This window comes from Chryseobacterium sp. BLS98 (genome assembly GCF_001045445.1).
In the GTDB taxonomy this organism is placed as follows: Bacteria; Bacteroidota; Bacteroidia; order Flavobacteriales; family Weeksellaceae; genus Chryseobacterium.
Window position 1 is genome coordinate 602,017 of the sequence record NZ_LFNF01000002.1, and the last position, 21,692, is coordinate 623,708.

A 21,692-nucleotide genomic window follows, 5' to 3' on the forward strand; every position below is an offset into this window, starting at 1 on the left:
AAAAAGGCTGCCCTTTTTGAGGCAGCCTTATTTATATTCCTGTAATTTTAAGATCTTGTTTATTTAAAATCTTCAATAGCTTTATTGATCGCATCAATCTGCTTGTTGATGCTTACAGCATTCTGAGGATTCTGTCTCAACAGTTCCATTTTTTTACTCAAACCGTCTTTAAGCATTTGAGAGATCATCATTTTTGCCTGAGGATTATCTCCCATTTGACTTTTTGCATGGCTGATGATCTTTGTAATGTTTTCAGTAGCTTTCAGATTATCCGAACTCATGATCCAATTATAGCCTTCTTCCGCAGATTTTCCCAATTCGGGATTCTGGAACTTGATGAAAGGATAGAATGCCACTAATGAAGTAATATTAGCCATTTGCGAGGTCACTTTATTCTTTACAATGACAGGAAGCAACTGACCCAATAATTCGTCTGAAGCACCTTCAAGATCAATTTTATCGGCTAATGTATTGGCTTTTGATGGGTCCAGCGTTAAAACAGCATTTAGTGAAGCTCCTTTTACAGCATTGGAAACAGCACTTACCCCTTTTTCATAAAGCGAAAGATATTTTTTATCCTTGGTTTTGGCCAATGCAGCAATAGCAGCAGCCTGAACCAATGTTTTCGGGTCATTTGAAGCCAATTTTTCAACGTCTGCACCTAAAGCTTTCATCTGTTCAGGATTGGAAAGATCCATCAATTTAAGGGCTTTCATTCTTGTTCTGAAATACGGATCTTTTAATGCCGCCGAAAGTAGTTTTATAGCTGCAGGATTTTTTCCTACCTGATCTTTAATACCTGATAAAGCAAGATATCTGCTCTTAAATTCTTTGGACCCGGTAAACTGCATAAGATTCTGCTCAGGAGTTTTGGTATCTGTAATATCCGCCAGTAAAATTCCGTCTGCATTGATATTCACTAAATCTGCATTTTTAGAAACATCAAAATTAAAGGTATTTTTTGCGGTTGCGTTTACCCAAACGTTGTATCTTTTTGGTTTTCCGTTATCATAAACATCAATTGCCAGAGGAAACTGGAAAGGCTGATCCTGGGTTTGCTCAATGACAACAGCAATTTGTTTTTTAACAGGTTCGAAAGTGTAAGAATATTTAATTTTCGGATTCCCGTTTCCAAAATACCATTGGTTAAAGAACCAGTTCAGGTCTTTCCCGGAAACTTTTTCTAAGGATAGCCTTAGCTGATGGGCTTCTCCGTTCTGATATTCATATGTTTTGAGATAATCATTCAAGCCTGCGAAGAAGGCATCATCACCTAAGTAATTTCTCAGCATGTGGAGAATTCCGCCCCCTTTTTGATAAGTAACCAGATCGAAAACATCTTCACGGGAGTCATAATTGAATCTTACCAGGTTTTTATCAAAATTTCCTGGTGTTGTAAGATACATATTCACATCTTTCATCAGGTGGTCATCTGCTTGGTCTTTTCCGTATTTGTATTCGTTCCAGAGGTATTCTGAATAGTTCGCAAAAGATTCATTTACAGTAAGATTACTCCAGCTTTCTGCGGTTACCAGATCTCCAAACCACTGGTGGAATAACTCATGGGCTATGGTATCTTCCCATTTATTTTCATCGATGAGCTGTCCCGGTTTCTGCAAGATATCACTTCCATGCAGTGTCGCTGTTGTATTTTCCATCGCACCACTCACATAATCTCTTCCGGAAATCTGTGCATATTTCGCCCAGGGATAATCGTAGCCTAATTTTTTAGAGAAAAAGTCGATCATTTCCGGTGTGTTTCCGTAGATCTGTTTCGCGTATGGTTCGTATTCTTTTTCAATATAATAATCTACCGGGATATTCTTCCATTTGTCTTTAACGATGGCATATTCCCCAACTCCCATAAAAAACAGGTAGGTGGAATGTCTTTTGTCCATTACCCAATGGTCTGTTCTTAAGCCATTTGCTTCTTTCTGGGAATCTTTTAACAAACCGTTGGAAAGGGTCACATATTTATCAGGAACTGTCATATAGATCTCCTGGGTAGTCTTCTGGTTGGGTTTATCAATGGTTGGGAACCAGGCGGAAGAAGATTCTGTTTCACCCTGTGTCCAGATCTGTGTAGGCATATCGGGATCTTGTCCCTGTGCGTTAATGAAATACAGTCCTTTGGCGTCATTAATAGCTGCACTTCCCTGTTGCTTTACTTCATTCGGACGTGCTGTATACTTGATATAGATAGTATAGTCCTGGTTTTTCTGATAGGTTTTATCCAAGGTGATTTTTAAAACATCATCCTTATAATCGTATTTTAAAGGAGATTTTTTTCCATTGGTATCCATTGCTACTTCATGAATAAGCATTCCCTTTGCATCAAGCGTCAATTCGTTGGAAGGATAGAAAAAAGGTGTAGCAGTAAGCCATTCTTCACCATTCATCTGCTCTTTCTGATAATCGAAATTTACTTTAAGCTTGGTATGTTTAAGTTCCGTTACTTTGGTATGGGTAGCTCTGTATACTTTTTCTCTTCCTGAAGTTTCAGTCTGTGCTGATACGTTTGCGGAAAATAAAATCCCGAGTATAGCAATGGACAAAATCGCCTTTTTCATTGATTACTTTATTATTTTTTAGAATTATTTTTTGTTATGATGTCAAAAATATCATTGACCAGAGTTTCATAATCTCCTTTCTTCAACTGTTCCTTTGTTTTGGCAAAAGCTTTTTTCAGTTCACTTTCAGGGTTTTCATCGTCGATGATATCTACAGAAATCACTCCTTTCATTTGAAGAATTGCATTTTTTAATGCTTCCGGATCAACTGTTTGCTCGGTATTTATTTTTAAATATTTCATTTTATTCTTTTGTAAAGGTATTTTTTGTTCCTCCCTGAATGATTATGAATTGCTTTTTTGCAGGATAAAAGTCGATAACAATTCCGGCCATATCAAATTTAAAGCTCGTCTCAGAAGTTGCTTCCAAAGGAAACGCACCTTGTCCGGTCGCCTGAGCCATCAATTTTTTATCTTTGATAAAGATATTAATTTTTAAAGGGACATCCGGACTTGCATAATTTCCTACAAATTTCTGCAAATCAGCTTCCGGAATTTCAAGGGTTTTAAAACTTGGCATTTTAAAATCTTTTCCTATCGCCGTTTCTACCATTTTGATAGAAATTTCGTTGGTATCCATATCGGCTTGATTGGTTGTGAAACTCACCGCAGTTTTCAAATCCGGAAAATAAAACAATGCTGATCTGAAATTGTCGATTCCGCCTGTATGACCAAATCCGGAATATTTATCAAAAGGAACTTTCACCAAACCATATCCGTAATTATCAATAAAATTTTTCATTTTATCAACATTTTCTTTTTTGATTAATTTTCCGTTTTCAAGACCTAGAATAAATTCCAGCAAGTCTCTTGGTGTTGAAATGATATTGCCCGCCCCGATTGGAATACTCATGTCCGTTTCATTGGAAACTTCATATTTTCCGTTGGTAAACTGGTAAGATTTTGCCTGATCTTTTGAAGTGTCAATTTTTCCTCCAACTTCCGTTAAGGTTAATTTTAACCGTTTTGTAATTTTAGCTTTAATTAATTCAGCATAAGATTTTTTGTATACTTTTTCAAGAATAAAACCCAGCAAAATATAATTTGAATTACTGTATTCATGCTTTGAACCCGGTTCAAAATCACTTTTATATTTTTTGATGATATCAACTAAGCTGCTTTCTGTCTGAGGTTTTGTATTGTATTGCCAGTATTCGGCTTCGTTGGTCAGGTTATGAATCCCTGTTCTGTGCTGCAATAAATTTTCGATTGTAATTTTGCTTGCGTTGGGAATTTCAGGATAAAATTCAGAAAGTTTCTGATTTAAGGAAATCTTTTTCTCCTCAACAGCTTTCATTACCAAAACTGCCGTAAATGTCTTACTGATCGAGCCAATTCTATATTGTGTATTTACATTGGCTTTCTGCTGTTTTTCAACATCAGCAAATCCAATTACTTTCACAAAAGTCGGACGTTCATTTTCTGCAAATGCAAAACTTCCCATTACCTTATGATGAACAAACAGAGAATCGAAATAATTCCCCAGTTTTTCCTTTATATTTTGTTGAGAAAAAGCGGCACCCGAAATACCAATCGCTGTAAGAAAAAGTAACTTTTTTAGCATCCCTTTAAGATTTAACTGATAAGTAATAAAAAATAAGGTTTTGTTACATATCAACAGTCATTCTTGGCAGGATATTCATTGTTTAAATAGCTACCGGAGCTTTAATTCCCGGATGCGGATCATAATTTTCCAGAGTAAAATCTTCAAAACTGAAGCTGAAAATATTTTTAACTTCTGGATTCAATTTCATTACAGGAAGGGGTCTCGGCTCTCTGGAAAGTTGTTTTTTTACCTGCTCAAAGTGATTATTATAAATATGAACATCTCCGAAACTATGAATATAATCTCCTACTTCAAGGTCACAGACCTGGGCAACCATCATCAGTAATAATGCATAACTTGCAATATTGAACGGCACTCCCAGAAATACATCTGCGCTTCTCTGATATAGCTGCAGGGAAAGTTTTCCATCAGCTACATAAAACTGGAAAAGGGCGTGGCATGGCGCAAGGGCCATATTTGGAATTTCTGCGGCGTTCCATGCGGAAACGATCAGCCTTCTTGAATCGGGATTTTTTTTGATCTGGTCTATTACTTCTGTGATCTGATCCACTACTTTTCCGTCAGCTCCCTGCCAGCTTCTCCACTGCGCGCCATAAACAGGCCCCAGATCTCCGTTTTCGTCAGCCCATTCATCCCAGATGCTCACTCCGTTGTCGTTGAGATATTTGATATTGGTATCGCCATTCAAAAACCAAAGCAATTCGTAGATAATGGATTTCAGGTGAACTTTTTTAGTAGTTACCATCGGAAATCCTTTTGACAGGTCATATCTTAATTGGTACCCAAAAACACTTCTGGTTCCGGTGCCGGTTCTGTCCGTCTTATCTGTTCCATTGTCTAAAATATGCTGTAAAAGTTCTAGATAGTTTTGCATTTCTGAAAGCGGTTTTATGGTTCAAATTTAGAAAAAACTAACCGATTTCCACTTATCACAGATCATAAAAAGCATTCATTTTCATGAATGCTTTGTATAGGGCTGATGTTATTTTTCTATTAAACAGCAGTATATCCACCATCTATAAGATAATATCCTCCTGTTATAAATGAAGATTTATCTGAACTTAGGAATAGAACTAATTCTGCAACTTCCTGAGCAGTACCGAGACGGCCTATAGGATGTTTCCCTACCAATAATTCCTTTTTTTCTTCATCCATTTCCTGTAAAAGCGGGGTATCAATATATCCAGGGCCTACTGCATTGCAACGGATTCCTTTCTGTCCATACTCTGCTCCTATATTTTTGGTAAGCCCTACCACCGCATGTTTTGCCGTTGTATATGCCGAAGAAAGTGGTGCAGCTACGCTTCCATGGATAGAAGCCATATTGACAATCACTCCACCTCCGTTCTTCTCCATTTCCAGGATTTCATATTTGCAGCCATAAAATACGCCATCAAGATTAATACTTAAGACTTTTCTCCAGCTATCCAGGCTATAATCTCCGGTTAAAGCTGCTTCGCCGCCAATTCCTGCATTATTGCATGCAATATCAAGCTTTCCATAAATCTCGGCAGTTTTTCTGACAAGGTTTTCTACTTCTTCTGCGCTGGCAGTGTCAGCTTTTATAAATGAAGCTTCCCCTCCTTCCGACTTAATCTTTTCTACAGCTTTTTTACCATGCTCTTCATTGATATCCGATACGATAACTTTTGCACCTTCTTTAGCATACAGCTGAGCCACTGCTAAACCGATTCCTGAACCTGCACCTGTTACCAGTGCAACTTTGTTTTCTAAAATTCCCATATTGATAAAATTTAATATGTTTTTTGTTTAAATAACTATCTTCAATTTACCACAAAAATCAATAGTATTCGAAATTTTAACAATAAAATTTTCTTAATTTTACATCAATAATGCCAAATTATTTAAAAATTAATTCAATATATTAAAATAATTGACAATTCAATAACAATAGAACATTACATCTTGTCGGATTTTGCTGAATGCCTAATATGAAAAGGGGAAACAATCCTGCTTACGGATCAGACGAAATAGTACTATTCTATCGACCGGATAGTTTGAGAGACCGTATTAACTGAAAACGTCTCGCCTGCTTTTTTTCCTGACATTGCTTTAATAAGCGGAGATTCTGCAGAAACTGTCATGATTTTCTGATTTTCTGAAATAATTTCGCCCACAGATACGGCAACATAAAAGAGTCCTTTATCTGTTTTTACCAAAGCTCCGTTCTGAACTTTGTCAGAGGCTTCAGCTGATATTTTCTGAAGAATGGATCGTTGATTCAGAGATTCATTAAGCTGCCGCTGAAGGTTATTGATTTCCTGTTGTAGCATTTCGCGGCCGGTTTCATATTTGTCGCCCATGGAACTTTTGGTATCATTATTAGAAGCCCTGGTTTCTGCAATCAGGGTTTCAAATGACTGAATCTTGTCATTGATCTTTGTTTTTATGATGTTTAATAATTCCTGTTTGTTCATAGGGTGAAATTCCGGTAAAATAATTCTTATACATTTTGGCTAAAGCCTATTACAAATGTATATAAAAAAGCGGGCTAAAGCCCGCTCCTATTGAATATTTTTAAAAGATTAAAGCATGTTGGGTTAACCTTCCCTCTATTTTTCAAAAACTGCATAGTCTGAAACTTTGAAGCTGAAATTTTTTCCTCCGTCAAAATCTCTTTTTGTTTTGTCGAAAACATTGCGGAAAGTTCCTGAAAGATTCTGATCTTCGATGGTGAAGTTTACAGGCTCTTTTGACATATTCAGGACTACCAGAACTTCGTCTTTTCCATTTTTTCTTACATAAGCCAAGATCTTGTCATTGGCAGTTGTATTCAGAAGATACGTGGAAACGTTGGCATCTCCTCCTCTTAATGCAGGATTGGATGCTTTCAGTTCCAGCAAAGTTTTGTAAAATTCTGCCATCTGGTAATTGTTTGTCCATTTGATAGCATCTTTTTCAAAAAATTCCAGTCTTTTCGTGTTGGGAAGTTCCTGTCCCGAATACAGCAGAGGAACACCGTTCCAGGTAGCCGAGAATACAGCCATAGGCTTGGTAATAACTCCGTATTTTTCGTATTCTGTTCCGTTCCAGGAGTTTTCATCGTGGTTGGCTGTGAACCAGGCTCTCATGGAAGAATCTCCGATATTCGAATATTGCTTTAAAAGATCTGTAAGTTCCTGCAATGGCTCATTTTTCTTATAATAATCTGCCGATTTATGCATCCATTTCCATGAATAACTGGCATCAAATACTTTTCCGTATTCAGGGCTTTCGATTTCATCAAATTCTCCCAGCCAGAAAAGCGGCTTTATTTTTTCCACTTCGGGACGTGCCTGTTGCCAGAAATCTACCTCAACCCATGAGGCAAGGTCGCATCTGAAACCATCAATACCGGTTTCTTTCACCCAGAATTTCATGGCATCGATCATGGCCAGTCTCATTTCCTGATTTTTATAATCCAGCTCGATAATATCATCCATTCCTGAGGCAATATGGAATTTACCGTCAGGATCTTTCAGATAAAATTCAGGGTGTGTTTTTGTCCAGATATGGTCCCATCCGGTGTGGTTGGCCACCCAGTCTATGATTACTTTGAATCCTAAACGGTGGGCTTCATTTACCATATGCTTGAAATCGTTCATTGTCCCGAATTCAGGATTAATGGAGGTATAATCTGACGCTGCGTAAGGGCTTCCAAGGCTTCCTTTCTTGTTTTGCTGGGCAATAGGAGTTATTGGCATGAACCAAAGAGTCTTTACCCCCATTTTTTTCAGGCGGGGCATTTCTTTTTCAAATGCTTTAAATGTTCCTTCCTGTGTATATTGTCTTATGTTTACTTCATAAATATTGGTCGTGTGCTTCCATTCCTTCGGCAGATCCATAGTGTTTTTCGTATTTTGAGTAGCGCAGGAAACGATTCCCAGGCCAATTATTGCTAATAGAATTAATTTCTTCATTCATCTATTTTTAGCAAAAGTAAGGAATGTTTTTTTGTCAGAGTAGAAAGTGGAGGGAAAACGGGAATTGGTAATAGGAATTTTGTGTCGCAGGAGACTTTTTTAGGTGAATAAGAAAATGGTGGATGTTTATTATAAGAGTTATGGGAAATTGGATGCCTTTTTCACGCAAAGCTTGTGTTTGATTCCTTTTATTTTAAGGAAGCAAATGATGGCGGCTTCGCCGCTGATTAAGCTATTGGACATTCTACCTGCATAGCTTCTTCAAGCTTGTTTCCTGTTTTTAAAAAATTCACCATTCATTTGGGTAGCAAAATTCACTATTGACATAAAAAAGCCCCGGACAAAATCCAGGGCTCTATATTGTTTTCAGATGTTATTATCTTTCATCATCGTTATCGTCATCATCTTCGAAAACATCATCGTTGTAGTTTTCTTCTTCTTCGTCATCGAAGTTATCGTCATCTTCATCTTCGAAAGTTGTGTTTCCTCCAAAGTCATCATCAAAGCTGAAATCATCGTCCATAAGTGGCATTGCCGATCTTTTTTTGGACCCTCCAGCATTTCCGCTTCTGCTTGGAGCTTTTAATGGAACGTTTCCAAATCTATATACTGTAATAGGGTAATTAACTCCTTTTGTTTCTTCAATAATCTCCACAAGCTCACAATACAGCTCCCAAAGATCAAGAAGCCCGTACTGGAACTGAGCCTTGTCGCCTATTTTTTCAAAAGCTTCATCAATGTAGACATCCGACATAATCTCGCCATCACCATCGTCACTCATGTCTTCCAGAGGAACGCTTTTAACTATCGTCCCGTCATCTTCCAGCATATTAAAAGTGGAAAGCTCATCTCCCTGCAGACTGAACGCACTTTTAATTCCCAAATGTAAGTTCCATAGCGATTGTTTTCCCTTCACTTCAATATCTCGGAAAATATCCTCTTTCGCATCTAATATTACGCGGATCTTGTAAACCATATCAGTTTCTTAAATTACTTTTTTGCCTTAATTATTATGATAAATCTCTGTTGCAAATATATAATAAATGACATGTGACAAAAAAATATTTCAGGATTTTTTAAAATATTTTTTTTTCTTACATTTTACCAAAATTATTTACTTTTTTCAAGCATAAAACTGAATTTAGTTCCTTCCAGATAGACACTTTCTACGGTAATATTTTCATTGTGAGCCTCCAGGATGTGTTTCACGATGGCCAGCCCTAAACCGGAACCTCCTTCTCTCCTGCTTCTGCTGGTTTCCACACGGTAGAATCTTTCGAAGATCCTTGGAAGGGCTTCTGCTTTAATTCCCATTCCGTTATCTATCACTTCAATGAGTACTTTATTTTTAAGGACACTGGTTTTTACGGCTACTTTGGCTTCTTGCCTGTTGGCATAATGGATAGCATTGGAAATAAGGTTAATGAAAACCTGTGAAATTTTCTGTTTGTCGGCATCTACAAAGATCTGGGGATGAAGGGTCTGGATCTGGAGAGTGGCATTATGTTTTTCTGCCTCAAATTCAAGAAGCTCAAAAATTTCTTTAATTAAAAGGTTAACATCAAATTTTGAAACGTTAATACTGATTTCTCCTGCTTCAAGTCTGTTGATCATATCAAGGTCCGTAACGATCGCGATTAACCGTTCTACCGATTTATCAATTCTTTCCAGGTATTTGTCTCGGATGGTAAGGTTGTCAACTCCGCCATCCCTGAGGGTTTCCACATATCCTTGAATGGAAAACAGGGGTGTTTTAAGTTCATGGGAAACATTTCCTATATATTCCTTACGGTAGCTTTCCATTTCCTTCATCATGTCGATCTCAGTTACCTGCTGCTGATTAAGATCAGAAAATCTTTCTCCCAACTCCTTGATGGTAATATTTTCGTCATTGTCGTGAACAATTTCCTGCGGAAGCATTTGTGAAAGTCCGCGGACCTGCTTTTTCCCGTAATAATTGAAGAGAAGCTCAAGAACGACGTAATTGATCATAAAAATGAGAACCAGGCAGGTGAAAAGACCGATTTTAAAAAAAGGGGTCTGGTAATAGATATCCTTCAGTGAATCGAAAATGATTACTAAAAGAAACATCACCAGTGTCAGAAGACACGAGGCGACGAGTGTAAGTCTGTAAAATTTCAATTTTACAAGTTTTTATAGGTTTATGTAAAGATAGGAATTTAAGTTATTAAACGATAAGCTTATAACCGATTCCTTTTAATGTCTGGATGGTATTGATTCCAAGTTTTTCTCTTAATCTTCTGATGTGGACATCGATAGTTCTTTCTCCAACGATCACGTCATTGCCCCATACTTTTTCAAGAATTTCTTCTCTTTTGAATACTTTTTCAGTGTTTGAAGCAAGAAGATAAAGTAAATCGAACTCTTTTTTAGGAAGAAGAAACTGCTGTCCGCTTTTGGAAACCCTGAAATTGTCTTTATCAATTACCAGATCCCCGATCTCAATAAGCTTGGCATTATCTGAAACCTGAGAAGTCAGCTGTAATAAAGCATTTACTTTAGAGATAAGAATTTTCGGTTTGATCAGCTTTACAATATAGTCATTGGCACCGGCCTGAAATCCTGCTAACTGGGAAAATTCTTCACTTCTGGCAGAAAGAAAAACAATAAGTGTTTTCTGCAGCTCTTTTACTTTGCGAAGCTCCTGACAAGTTTCAATACCATCTTTCTCGGGCATCATCACATCCAGCAGGATAAGATCGGGAATAATCTCTTTAGCTTTATCTATACCTTCGTTACCGTTTGTGGCTGTATAGATATCATAGCCTTCTTTTTCCAGGTTGTAAGACAGAATCTCTAAAATATCCAGTTCATCGTCTATTAAGAGTATTTTCTTTTGGTTCATTTTAAATTTTTACTGAGTCAAAGTTAATAAATTTTAAAGCACAGATGAACAAATGTATTATCGTTCACATAAAGTTAACAATAATATCCTTTTCTTAATGTTTAGTTAAAAAAAAATTAAAATTCGCTAAACCATTTACCCCACTTATCTTTTATTCCTTTGCACCGAAAGAATCTAGTAAGATAAAGTAAAATGAAAAAACAACTCCACAAGAGCATTATGCTACTTGCTTTGTTTTCTGCCGGCTATGCTTTTGCACAAAGTCAGGTTTTAGAAGGCAGGGTATTGGATGAGAAAGACAACAATCCTATAGAAGGGGTAAAGGTAAAAGTAAATGATCAGGAAGTAGTAACAGACATTTCAGGATACTACTCTATCAATCTGTCACCGGGAACCAACTATGTTATAACGGTATCTTCCAACGGATACAACAAAAAAGAGATCAGTGAGGTTACTATAAAAAATGATGCAAATACCCATCTTGATATTGTTTTGAATAAACCATCCACTAAAGAAATTGAAGGGGTTGTTATAAAATCCAATGCAAGAAAAGAAACGATAGCCTCTACCATTGGATTGCAAAGAAATTCAGGTGTCGTTTCTCAGGTAATTGGTGTTGAAGCCATTAAAAGAAGCCCGGACAGAAACACAGGGGAAGTTCTGAAAAGAGTTTCGGGTGTGAGTCTGGCAGATGGAAAATACATTGTGGTAAGAGGTTTATCAGACCGTTATAACCAGGCTATGCTGAATGGTATTCAGTTATCCAGTACGGAGCCTGACAGAAAAACTTTCTCTTTTGACCTTTTCCCAGCCAACGTTATTGAAACACTTGTTATTAATAAGACTTTCATCCCTGAATACAGTGGAGAATGGGCAGGAGGACTGATCCAGGTAAATACTAAAGATATTCCAAACAAAAACTTTTTCAATATTCAGGTAGGTGTTGGAGGAAACTCTATTACAATGGGGCAGGAATTCCGTATGCAGAAAGGCGGAAAATGGGATTTCCTTGGTATTGATGACGGATATAGAAAACTTCCTTCTGATATGCCTGCAAAAAATGCCTTCGGTATTTTGGATGAAGCAGGTAAAACTGCCATCGGTAAGCAATATGTGAAGAATCTGGGCTATAACAGTATTGGATATCCTGAGAATGTAAGCTTACAACTTGATGGAGGTTTCAATACAAAGATCTTCGGAAAAGATTTAGGCGTTATTGCAGTTCTTAATTACAGTAACAACAAAAGAAGGATCGAGTCTCAAAACCGTTTCTTTACGATCAATGACCAGCTTGCCGATACGAACTTCGATTATTATACTGAAAAATATCAAAATGATATTATCCTGGGTGGTTTGCTAAATCTTACTTTAAAACTGAACAGCAATAATAAAATTTCCCTGAAAAACATCATTACCAATAACACGGTAAACCATATGTCTTTCAGAACAGGAAAGGACTTTGAATTCGATCCTATTAACGGAACGAATATTATGGCTAGAGAAATTGGGTTTAAGGAAACAACTTTCTATAATTCAACGCTTAACGGTACTCATAAAATAGACGCTCTTGGAGGTCTTACTTTAAACTGGTATGGTAGTTTCGGTATTCTGGATCAGTACATTCCATTATTGCAACGTTTACAATATAACCAATATCCTGACATGACAGGTAGTCCTTATCTGGCTTTGATTTCTAACGGGCTTTCACAAAAATCAGGAAGTGTATTTTATTCTACACTGAGCGATTATTTATATAATGCAGGAGGAGATTTATCCAAGACTTTTACAATGTTCGGACAAAAACAAACGGTAAAAGGAGGATATTTATTCCAGGTTAAAGATAGAATTTACAATTCCAGACCATTCTCAGTAAGACTTTCAGGATATAATCAGGGATTGCTTTCACAGCCTTTTGAAACTATTTTCAACCCTGAAAATTTTGGAACAGACGGAAACAAATTTACTTTCGATGAAATTGCAGGTAACCAATACAGATACATCGCCAATACGATTCTAAATGCAGGTTATTTACAGTTTGACAATAATTTTGCACCGTGGTTCAGAGCAGTATGGGGATTAAGAGTTGAAAACTTTGATCAATTGGTAGGAAGTACAAAAAGAAGTGATGACCGTTTTGTAAACACCCGCGTTACTGACTTTTTACCTGCGCTTAACCTGACATTCAAGGTTAATAACAACATGAACATTCGTGTTGCCGGTTCACAGACTGTTGTAAGACCTGAGTTCAGAGAGGTTTCACCGTTAGCGTACTATGATTTTGATCTGGGAGCAACTGTAATCGGTAATAAGTTTATTCAAAGAACTAAAATTACCAATGCAGACCTTCGTTGGGAGTGGTACCCGAGAAATGGAGAAATTGTTTCCGTTGCAGGTTTCTATAAAAACTTTAAAAATCCTATTGAATTATACTTCAACCAATCCGGTGTAGGAACAAGTAATACATTTAATTACCTGAACGTAGATAAAGCGGATGCTTATGGAGCTGAGCTTGAATTCAGAAAGAAACTTGATTTCGTAAGTGCCCTTAAAAACTTCACTTTTGGCGGAAACTTCGCTCTCATTAAAAACAGAGTAACTGACGAAGCTACTAAAACAGACCGACCAATGCAGGGACAGTCTCCATACACCGTGAACTTAAGTCTTCAGTATGATGCTGAAAAAACGGGATGGACTTCAACAGTACTTTTCAACATGATCGGAAGAAGAATCCTTTATGTAGGAAATGATCAGGTTCCACCAATCTGGGAGGCTCCAAGACCGCTTCTTGATTTCCAGGTGGCCAAAAAGATCTGGCAGAATAAAGGAGAGATCAAACTTAACGTTTCGGACATCCTTAACCGTCATGCCAAGTTCTATCATGACCTTAATAATAACAAAAAATATGATGGTGCCGATGCACTTGCTATAGACAGAGTAACAGGAACTAACATCAGTTTAACTCTTGGATACAGCTTTTAATTTAATCAAAATCTAATCTAATAAAATAAGTCTTTATAACATGAAAAAAATTGTTTTATACTCTTTAATGCTTGGTACATTAGCAACGACTATTACCGCATGTAGAAATATAGAAGAAGATGGTGAAACTATCGTTCAAAATGGTGGCTCAGGAGGAGGAGGAAATACTGAAAACCTAATTCTTTCAGGAAAGATAACATCGAATCTTACGCTTAAAGCTAATAATACTTATAAGTTAAGAGGACTAGTATATGTAACTAACGGGGCTACGTTAACGATTGAGCCTGGAACAAAAATTGTAGGTGAGGCCGATAAAAACGGGTCATTAATTATTACAAGAGGAAGTAAAATCATGGCGGAAGGAACTGCCAGCAACCCAATCATCTTTACTTCAGAGAAGCCAAGTCCTAAAAGAGGTGACTGGGCAGGTCTGGTAATCCTTGGAGCAGCTCCTACCAATGCTTCTTTCAATGGACAGGCCGGAATTGGTGAGATCGAAGGGGGTATCAATAACACTGAAGGTCTTGGACTTTACGGAGGAACCAATGCTGCAGATAATAGTGGTATATTAAAATATGTAAGAGTAGAATATGCGGGGTATGCATTCTTACCGGATAAAGAAATCAACGGTATTACATTTGGAGGTGTAGGTAGCGGAACTACAGTAGATTATGTAGAAGTTGCTTATGCCAACGACGACAGCTTTGAGTGGTTCGGAGGAACGGTAAACTGTTCTCACCTTATTTCTTACAAAGGTCTTGATGATGATTTCGATACAGATAACGGTTTCTCAGGAAAAATCCAATTTGGTATTGCTGTAAGAGATCCTCAGGTTGCTGACGTTTCAGGCTCTAATGGATTTGAATCTGACAATGATGCTAACGGTTCTACTCTAACACCGAAAACATCTGCTGTTTTTTCAAATATGACGATCATTGGGCCAATCAACTCTTCTGCCACAGCAACCAATGCAGGATCAATCAACTCTCTTTTCCAAAATGCACTACAGATCAGAAGAAATTCATCAATTTCAGTATTTAACTCTGTTTTCACAGGATTCCCGGTTGGTTTGTTTATCGATGCTACGAAAGGTACACCTACAGATGCTAACATCACAGGAAACAGTTTGGTTTTCCAGAATAATATTTTAGCAGGAAATACAACTCCTTTAAAATTCGGACCATCTACTTCCACTCCTACCCCTTATACTTTAGCAGATCTTACAACCTGGTTCAATACAGGAGCGAATTCTATGCTAACGTATACTGCTGATGTAAAATTAACCAATGCATGGGCTCCGGCCGGAACTACACCAAACTTCTCTCCTGCTTCAGGATCACCTTTATTAACAGGAGGTTTATTTACTCATGCTAAATTAGCAAGCTGGTTTACACCGGTAACTTACAGAGGAGCTGTAAAGGATGCTAATGATACATGGTACGCAGGTTGGACAAACTTTAATTTATAATAAATCACGGGCTATTCAATACATAATTAGCTCTGAATAAATTAACATTTTCTGAAGCTTAGTAACTAGTTTCTTCATATCAAATTTAAAAGGCCATCGGGAATTTTTCCGGTGGCTTTTTGCACGAATTGCTACTTAAACTGCGAGGGAGTCATTCCCGTCTGTGCTTTGAAAAATTTAGAAAAACTCGCATGATCATAAAATCCCAGGTCATACACAATATCTTTCACAGACATTTCAGATACCTTTAAAAGACGTTTGGCCTCCAGCAGGATCCGGTCCTGGATAAGAGAAGAAGCAGAAGCATTCAGGTTCTTTTTGCAGACGATATTTAAATAATTGGCAGAAATACTCAGTTTATCCGCATAGAAAGAAACCAATCGTTCCGTTTTGAAATGCTCATCAATAAGCTGTAGAAACCTAGAAATAATAGGATTGGAATGATACCTTTCAAAATCTTTGAAGGCCCCTTCCACGGATTTGCTGACCAGCAACCCGATCAGTTCACTCCGTTTCTGAACCACTTCCCAAAATACATTTTCGCCGCCGATCTCTTTTTGAATAGCCTGAAATTCATAACGGAAAATTTCAAAAGCCTCCTGGGAAAGATTGATCACCGGATGATTCTGATAATAGGACGCTGAGAATCTCAGTAAAGGCAAAAAGCTCTCAAACCAATCCCGGCTGATCATCAGCTGGTAACCTACCGTTTCCTCTTCAATCATCCATTGATGCACCTGATCAGGAAAAACAAGATGAATCTGGCTGTTTCCTACTTCATATTCCGTAAAATCAATAGTATGGCTGCCTTTTCCGTATTCAAAAAGATTGATGATAAAAAAATCATGCTTGTGGGGTTCATCAATGGAACGTTCTCCATGCAGTTCATTAAACAGCAGATGACAGCCCTGAAGCCGGTTTTCACTGAACTCCTGAATTCCTAAAACCGGAAAATGATCTGTATGCCCCACCCTGTCTGATTTTCTTTTAAAATTAGTAAAATTTATGCAGGAAATCTGAATGGATGGAGGTATTTTCATCTTAGGCCGGCGTCTTTTACCACAAAAGGCACAAAAGTTTTTTACACTTTAGTTATTTTAAGTTCAAAAGCTTTGAAAAAATGAAGAACACTTAAGCTTCTGGAAATCTTAGGTTTCTATGATGACTAATATTTGTAGGCTCTAAATTCCCCTCCCTTGGAGGGATGGCAAAAATTCTCTGAATTTTTGACGGGGTGGTCTAATAAACCACATTCCCCTGATAAACCAACGATTCCACATCCGAAATCCTCGACACCACCTCCGCAGAACAACTTGCATTCATCAGTACAAAATCCGCCTGATCTCCGGCTTTGGGCCATTGGAGGTTTCCTTTATCATCAAGCGGAAGAATATTGGCTGTGGCCAGTTTCAGATTCCTCGAAAGTAAAAATTCTGTGGAATACCCGTAAAGTTGTGCCATCAGATTGGCCTTCTGCAACACGCTTCCGGTCCCGAAAGTATTCCAGTGGTCTACAATGCTGTCATTACCGGTCAATACAGTTACATTGTGTTTATACAAAGCTGGAATTGGCATGACCAAACTCCCAAAAGGGATTGTAGAGACAATTCCGATCTGGGCCTGCGCCAGTTTTTCAGCCATTGCTTCCTGTTTCGTTTTATCTAATTTTGCCAGAACAAAACAGTGGCTCAGATATGTTTTCCCTTTCAGAAAAGGATTTTCATTGACTTTTTTAATTAAATATTCAACTGTTTGTAAGCCGGATTCGCCCGTTTCATGAAGGTGGATATCAATTCCTTTTTTATGGTCTAAAGCCAATTGAACTGTAAAATCAACCGTTTTTTCAATAGCCCCGTCAATCGTAAACGGATCTACTCCACCAATAAAATCTATGTCCATTTGAGCCGCTTCTTTGAGATAGGGCACAGAATCCGTATAAAATACACCGTGTTGTGGAAAGGCTACCAGCTCTGCTCCGAAACTTTTCTTTTTATTTTCTAAGGCTTTCTGAAGGTTTTTTAAGGATTGTAATTTTGAAGTAGATTCAATGTTGACATGGCTTCTGGCAAAAGAAGTCCCCTTTGACTGCAGCAGTTCAATCATTTTTTCCGCCTTGAATGTTGAGTTCTTCAGCATTTCAGGAAGAATTTTCTGTTCCAGCTCAATCATTCCCTTTACTCCACCGGTTCTTTTTCTTACTGCCTGCCATTTATCACCGTAAAAAGTTTTATCCAGATGTATATGCATGTCCTTAAAGGCAGGAAGCATCAGCATTCCTTTTGCATCAAGAGCTTTTCCATTCGGCTGGTTCGGGCTTATTTTAACGATCTTTCCTTTTTCAATTTCAATATAAAACAGATCCGTTTTAGTGGCAACTACTTCTCCTTCTTCATCATATTCAAACCCTGTTTCCAAACGGACGTTCTTAAGGCTTAATTTTCCTTTTTCAGAAATATTCTTTTGATCAAATAATGGGGATGCTGCCATACTATTTGGTATTAAAGTAAGTCCGGCTGCTGCCAGAGCTGAATTTCTTATAAAATCTTTGCGGGATATGGTATTGCCACGGGTTTTCATTTCCAATCTATTTATAACAAAAATAGAAAGAATAGCTTTGGATGAAGTGTATGGTTTATTACAATATCTGTATAATTTATTTGAGTTTTTGTGCTGAAGAATTTTTTTAACCACCCCGTCAAAAATTCTCTGAATTTTTGCCACCCCTCCAAGGGAGGGGAATTTTGATCCGACGAGTATTAGTCATCTGTATTTGAGATTTTCAGAGAGCTTAAGTGGTCTTTTTTGCTGTAAGTTTTTAACTTCAAAATAACTAAAGTGTAAAAAAACTTTTGTGCCCTTTTGTGTAAAAATAAAAAAGACCGGATCATAAAATCCGGTCTTATAGTAATTTATCTTTTATATCTTAAGAATATTCAAATTTCCTTACCGCTTCAAGCGTCATATCAATTTCTTTATCCTTGATGGCATCACTGATGAAGTAGGTTTCGTAACCACTTGGCGGAAGGTATATTCCGTTCTGAAGCATCTGGTGAAAGAAATTATTGAAAAGGGAATGATTGGAAGCCGCAGCTTCATCAAAATCCGATACTCTGTTGGTATGGAAAAATACAGACATCATGGATCCTTTTCTGTTGATTTTATGGGGAATTCCTTTTTCGTTCAGAATTTTACCTATACCGAAATCAAGTGTTTCAGCAGTTTTATTGATCCTGTTAAAGAATTCAGGATCGTTTTTAATAAGCTGTAAAGTTTTCAATCCTGCTCGCATGGCTAATGGATTTCCACTTAATGTTCCGGCCTGGTAAACTCCGCCTTTCGGAGCCAGGTGATCCATAATTTCGTTTCTTCCTGCAAAAGCTCCTACCGGAAGACCTCCGCCGATTACTTTCCCGTAAGTAACCAGATCCGCTTTTACATTATACAGTTCCTGCGCACCTCCGAAAGCAAGTCTGAAACCGGTCATTACCTCATCGAAAATCAATAAAGCCCCGTTTTCATCACAGATTTTTCTTAAGTTTTGAAGGAAATTATTTTCAGGAAGCACACAACCCATATTTCCGGCAACAGGTTCAATAATAATGGCTGCAATTTCACCCTGATTATGGCGGAACAGATCTTCTACCTGCTCAAAATCGTTGTAACGGGCCAGAAGGGTATCTTTAGCCGTTCCTTCTGTTACTCCCGGAGAATTCGGATTTCCGAAAGTGGCGGCTCCACTTCCTGCCTTGATCAGGAATGAGTCTGAGTGACCGTGATAACAGCCTTCAAACTTAATAATCTTATCTCTCTTTGTATATCCTCTTGCCAGCCTTACAGCGCTCATACAGGCTTCCGTACCTGAAGAAACCATTCTGATCTGGTCGATATTAGGAACATTTTCTATGATGAACTTTGCAATTTCTGTTTCCAGTTCTGTAGGTGCTCCGAAAGAGAAGCCTTTTTCAGCCTGGATCTTCAGTTCTTCCAAAACTTCTGGATGGGTGTGGCCTAAAATAGCCGGGCCCCATGAATTGATGTAATCGATATACGTATTGTCATCCGCATCGGTAAGGTAAGCTCCTTTTGCAGATTTCATAAATACAGGCACTCCTCCTACGGATTTGAAAGCACGCACGGGAGAATTTACCCCACCCGGGATGTATTTGTAGGCTTCATCAAATAAAGCCGAACTTCTTTGGTATTTCATTTATTGTTGATCGTTGATGGCTGCTAATTGATTTTCATCAGTAAACATTAAACTGTCAGCTGATAACCAACAACTAGCAACTATTGAATTAGTTTCTTGGTTTTTTATCAATCAAATAAATCAGCTGGCCGGCAGAAGGTTTCTGTCCTTCGTCCATTCTGTTTTTTGCGTATAATTTATTTAATTTGATTCCGAATTTCTGGGCGATATCATGCATATCTTCACCGTTTTCGGCTGTATAAGTGGCAGTATTACCTGCTGAATTTTTAGATTCAAGGAAAACGATGTCATTTTTCTTCAGAACATCACTATCCAGCTCATTCCATTTTGCCAGCCTGCTTTCGCTTATTTTGAATTTATTGGCAATGAATTTTACAGTAGTATCTTCGGGAATAACAATGTATTTTAAGCCTTCGTTCGGGTGGCTTTTGATTAGAATTGAATTAAGAATCTCAGCTTTTGTTTTGATTCTTTCCACTCTTTTCTGCTGCTGGGCATAAGAGGTCTGCTTATATGGAACCTCAACAGTAACAGGATCTTTAGATTTTTTAACCGTCATTTTAGAAGGTTCAAGCTGAGCCATAAATGTTCTGTCGTCTTTCAGATCAGGATACATTTTAAGAACGGCATACAGGACTTCTCTGGAATTGGTATTGTCATACTCATAAAGTCTGTATCTCTCAATTTTACCAATGAGGATTGATGCATAACGTGGGTTGGTTGCATAACCTGCCTTTTTAAGTCCATAGGCCCACGCTTTGTAATCTTTCATATCCAGATTGAAAAGATTGGTATAATATTTTCTTGTGGCCAGGAATATGGAATGATCTTCGTAAGACTGTCTAGGATCATCATATACTCTAAAACACTCATTGGGAGCATCATCTGTATGCTTCATGGTTTTTCCGGTCCAATCTTCCTTACATTTTATACCGAAGTGATTTTTACCTTCCTGAGCCAGTCTGCTCTGCCCTCCTCCCGTCTCCAGGAGTCCCTGGGCTAATGTGATAGAGGCCGGAATTTTGTATTTTTCCATTTCTTCTACCGCATATTTAGCGAATTTCTGAATGTACTGGTCTTCAGTAGCCCAAGTCTGGGCCGAGAATGTTGATAAAACTAAAAGGCTTACGATTGAGAAAAGTCTTTTCATGTTTTTCAATTTTTACTTATATAATTAAATTTCTATTCTGTTTTTCCAAAAGCAGATTGGCTCCTTCTATACCCTGCAGTCCGCCAGTATGAAAGCACAACACCCTACTATTTTCAGGAAAGTAACCCTCATCTATCAGTTCGAAAACTTTCTGCATCATTTTTCCTGTATACACCGGTTCCAAAGGAATACCGTACTTCTCTTTAAATTCATTGATAAAACGGATGTTTTCATCTTTTATTTTACCATAACCTCCAAAACATGAATCTATTAGATTAAAATTACGCCCTGAAGTTAATTCTGAGATTTTATTCCCTAGTGAAGCATCATCAACTACCTTAAATCCTATAACTTTCTGATTTTCTTCACAAAACTTTGCAATTCCGGCAACTGTTCCTCCGGTTCCGACTGCGGTGCAAAGATAATCAAAATCTTTTGTTTGGTCATTGAGCATCATTTTAACGCCTTCTATGGCCTCTTTATTAGTTCCTCCTTCGGGAACAATCAGCGCATCGGGGAATTCTTTGTGCAGAAATTCGGTGAGTTTTTCTTTATGCCGGTATTCTTCACGCGTGACAAATTTCAGGTTCATTCCGTTTCTTTTGGCCAGCAGAAGAGTTGGATTATCCCTCCATTTATCCTGCAGCTCTTCTCCCCTGATAATTCCTAATGTTGAAATACCGGACAACTTTCCTACCGCAGAAACGGCAGCAATATGATTGGAAAATGCTCCCCCGAAAGTAATGATATAAGGATTTTCAGGATTTTTCTCAAGATAGTTGTTGATGTTATAAAATAGTTTCCAGTATTTATTTCCTGAGATCTGGGGATGAATAAGGTCTTCTCTTTTGATAAAGAGTTTTATATTTTTATGATGAACGGATATTTCCTGAACGGGAATAGCTTCTGCCGGGGCTGTTAATAGCATTTTTATGGTTTAACTATTATCTGCAAAATTAGTGA

Annotated in this window: 17 protein-coding genes; 2 read left to right on the plus strand and 15 right to left on the minus strand. The window is 37.7% G+C overall.

Translation table 11 applies throughout. The features are described 5' to 3' along the window. Positions 1-59: 59 nt before the first annotated feature. The 10 genes from ACM40_RS07620 to ACM40_RS07665 all read right to left on the minus strand — a co-directional run bounded on the left by ACM40_RS07620 (position 60) and on the right by ACM40_RS07665 (position 10,925). Entirely contained in the window at positions 60-2,570 is a 2,511-nt protein-coding gene (locus ACM40_RS07620) for a M1 family metallopeptidase (RefSeq protein ID WP_048502223.1), read from the minus strand. An 11-nt stretch (positions 2,571-2,581) separates the two neighbouring features. After that, the gene (locus ACM40_RS07625) at positions 2,582-2,812 is read right to left on the minus strand and encodes a hypothetical protein (protein ID WP_048502224.1); all 231 of its coding nucleotides are present in this window, start codon (positions 2,810-2,812) and stop codon (positions 2,582-2,584) included. A gap of 1 nt (position 2,813) precedes the next feature. After that, on the minus strand, positions 2,814-4,133 hold the full coding sequence (locus ACM40_RS07630; protein WP_048502225.1) for a serine hydrolase domain-containing protein: 1,320 nt from the start codon (positions 4,131-4,133) through the stop codon (positions 2,814-2,816). Positions 4,134-4,215: 82 nt separating this feature from the next. Beyond that, on the minus strand, positions 4,216-5,010 hold the full coding sequence (locus ACM40_RS07635) for a thymidylate synthase (RefSeq protein WP_048502226.1): 795 nt from the start codon (positions 5,008-5,010) through the stop codon (positions 4,216-4,218). A 119-nt stretch (positions 5,011-5,129) separates the two neighbouring features. Then, positions 5,130-5,879, minus strand: a complete 750-nt coding sequence (locus ACM40_RS07640) for an SDR family NAD(P)-dependent oxidoreductase (protein WP_048502227.1) — start codon at positions 5,877-5,879, stop codon at positions 5,130-5,132. A gap of 254 nt (positions 5,880-6,133) precedes the next feature. Further along, positions 6,134-6,574, minus strand: a complete 441-nt coding sequence (locus tag ACM40_RS07645; RefSeq protein ID WP_048502228.1) for a hypothetical protein — start codon at positions 6,572-6,574, stop codon at positions 6,134-6,136. Positions 6,575-6,709: 135 nt separating this feature from the next. Next, positions 6,710-8,056, minus strand: a complete 1,347-nt coding sequence (locus tag ACM40_RS07650) for an alpha-amylase family glycosyl hydrolase (RefSeq protein ID WP_048502229.1) — start codon at positions 8,054-8,056, stop codon at positions 6,710-6,712. Between the two features lie 379 nt (positions 8,057-8,435). After that, the gene (locus tag ACM40_RS07655; RefSeq protein ID WP_048502230.1) at positions 8,436-9,035 is read right to left on the minus strand and encodes an IS1096 element passenger TnpR family protein; all 600 of its coding nucleotides are present in this window, start codon (positions 9,033-9,035) and stop codon (positions 8,436-8,438) included. Between the two features lie 134 nt (positions 9,036-9,169). Further along, positions 9,170-10,201, minus strand: coding sequence for a sensor histidine kinase (locus ACM40_RS07660; protein ID WP_048502231.1), 1,032 nt, complete (start codon positions 10,199-10,201; stop codon positions 9,170-9,172). Between the two features lie 46 nt (positions 10,202-10,247). Beyond that, entirely contained in the window at positions 10,248-10,925 is a 678-nt protein-coding gene (locus tag ACM40_RS07665) for a response regulator transcription factor (RefSeq protein WP_027379708.1), read from the minus strand. Positions 10,926-11,117: 192 nt separating this feature from the next. On the opposite strand from ACM40_RS07665, the gene ACM40_RS07670 reads away from it, so the two are divergent. Beyond that, complete coding sequence (locus tag ACM40_RS07670) at positions 11,118-13,904, plus strand: TonB-dependent receptor (RefSeq protein WP_048502232.1); 2,787 nt, start codon at positions 11,118-11,120, stop codon at positions 13,902-13,904. Positions 13,905-13,944: 40 nt separating this feature from the next. Next, positions 13,945-15,372, plus strand: a complete 1,428-nt coding sequence (locus ACM40_RS07675) for a hypothetical protein (RefSeq protein ID WP_048502233.1) — start codon at positions 13,945-13,947, stop codon at positions 15,370-15,372. A 131-nt stretch (positions 15,373-15,503) separates the two neighbouring features. Here ACM40_RS07675 and ACM40_RS07680 read toward each other — a convergent pair whose 3' ends face one another. From ACM40_RS07680 to ACM40_RS07700, 5 genes are all read right to left on the minus strand, one after another. Next, positions 15,504-16,412, minus strand: coding sequence for an AraC family transcriptional regulator (locus ACM40_RS07680; protein WP_083996810.1), 909 nt, complete (start codon positions 16,410-16,412; stop codon positions 15,504-15,506). Positions 16,413-16,611: 199 nt separating this feature from the next. Next, positions 16,612-17,949 (minus strand): amidohydrolase, encoded by a 1,338-nt coding sequence (locus tag ACM40_RS07685; protein WP_048502234.1) that lies wholly within the window; start codon positions 17,947-17,949, stop codon positions 16,612-16,614. A 346-nt stretch (positions 17,950-18,295) separates the two neighbouring features. Next, positions 18,296-19,579: a glutamate-1-semialdehyde 2,1-aminomutase gene (gene hemL, locus ACM40_RS07690; protein WP_048502235.1), complete on the minus strand. Its 1,284-nt coding sequence runs from the start codon at positions 19,577-19,579 to the stop codon at positions 18,296-18,298. 88 nt (positions 19,580-19,667) lie between these two features. Then, positions 19,668-20,729: a glucosaminidase domain-containing protein gene (locus ACM40_RS07695; RefSeq protein ID WP_048502236.1), complete on the minus strand. Its 1,062-nt coding sequence runs from the start codon at positions 20,727-20,729 to the stop codon at positions 19,668-19,670. A 16-nt stretch (positions 20,730-20,745) separates the two neighbouring features. Then, positions 20,746-21,657: a 1-aminocyclopropane-1-carboxylate deaminase/D-cysteine desulfhydrase gene (locus ACM40_RS07700; RefSeq protein WP_048502237.1), complete on the minus strand. Its 912-nt coding sequence runs from the start codon at positions 21,655-21,657 to the stop codon at positions 20,746-20,748. Positions 21,658-21,692: the final 35 nt, after the last annotated feature.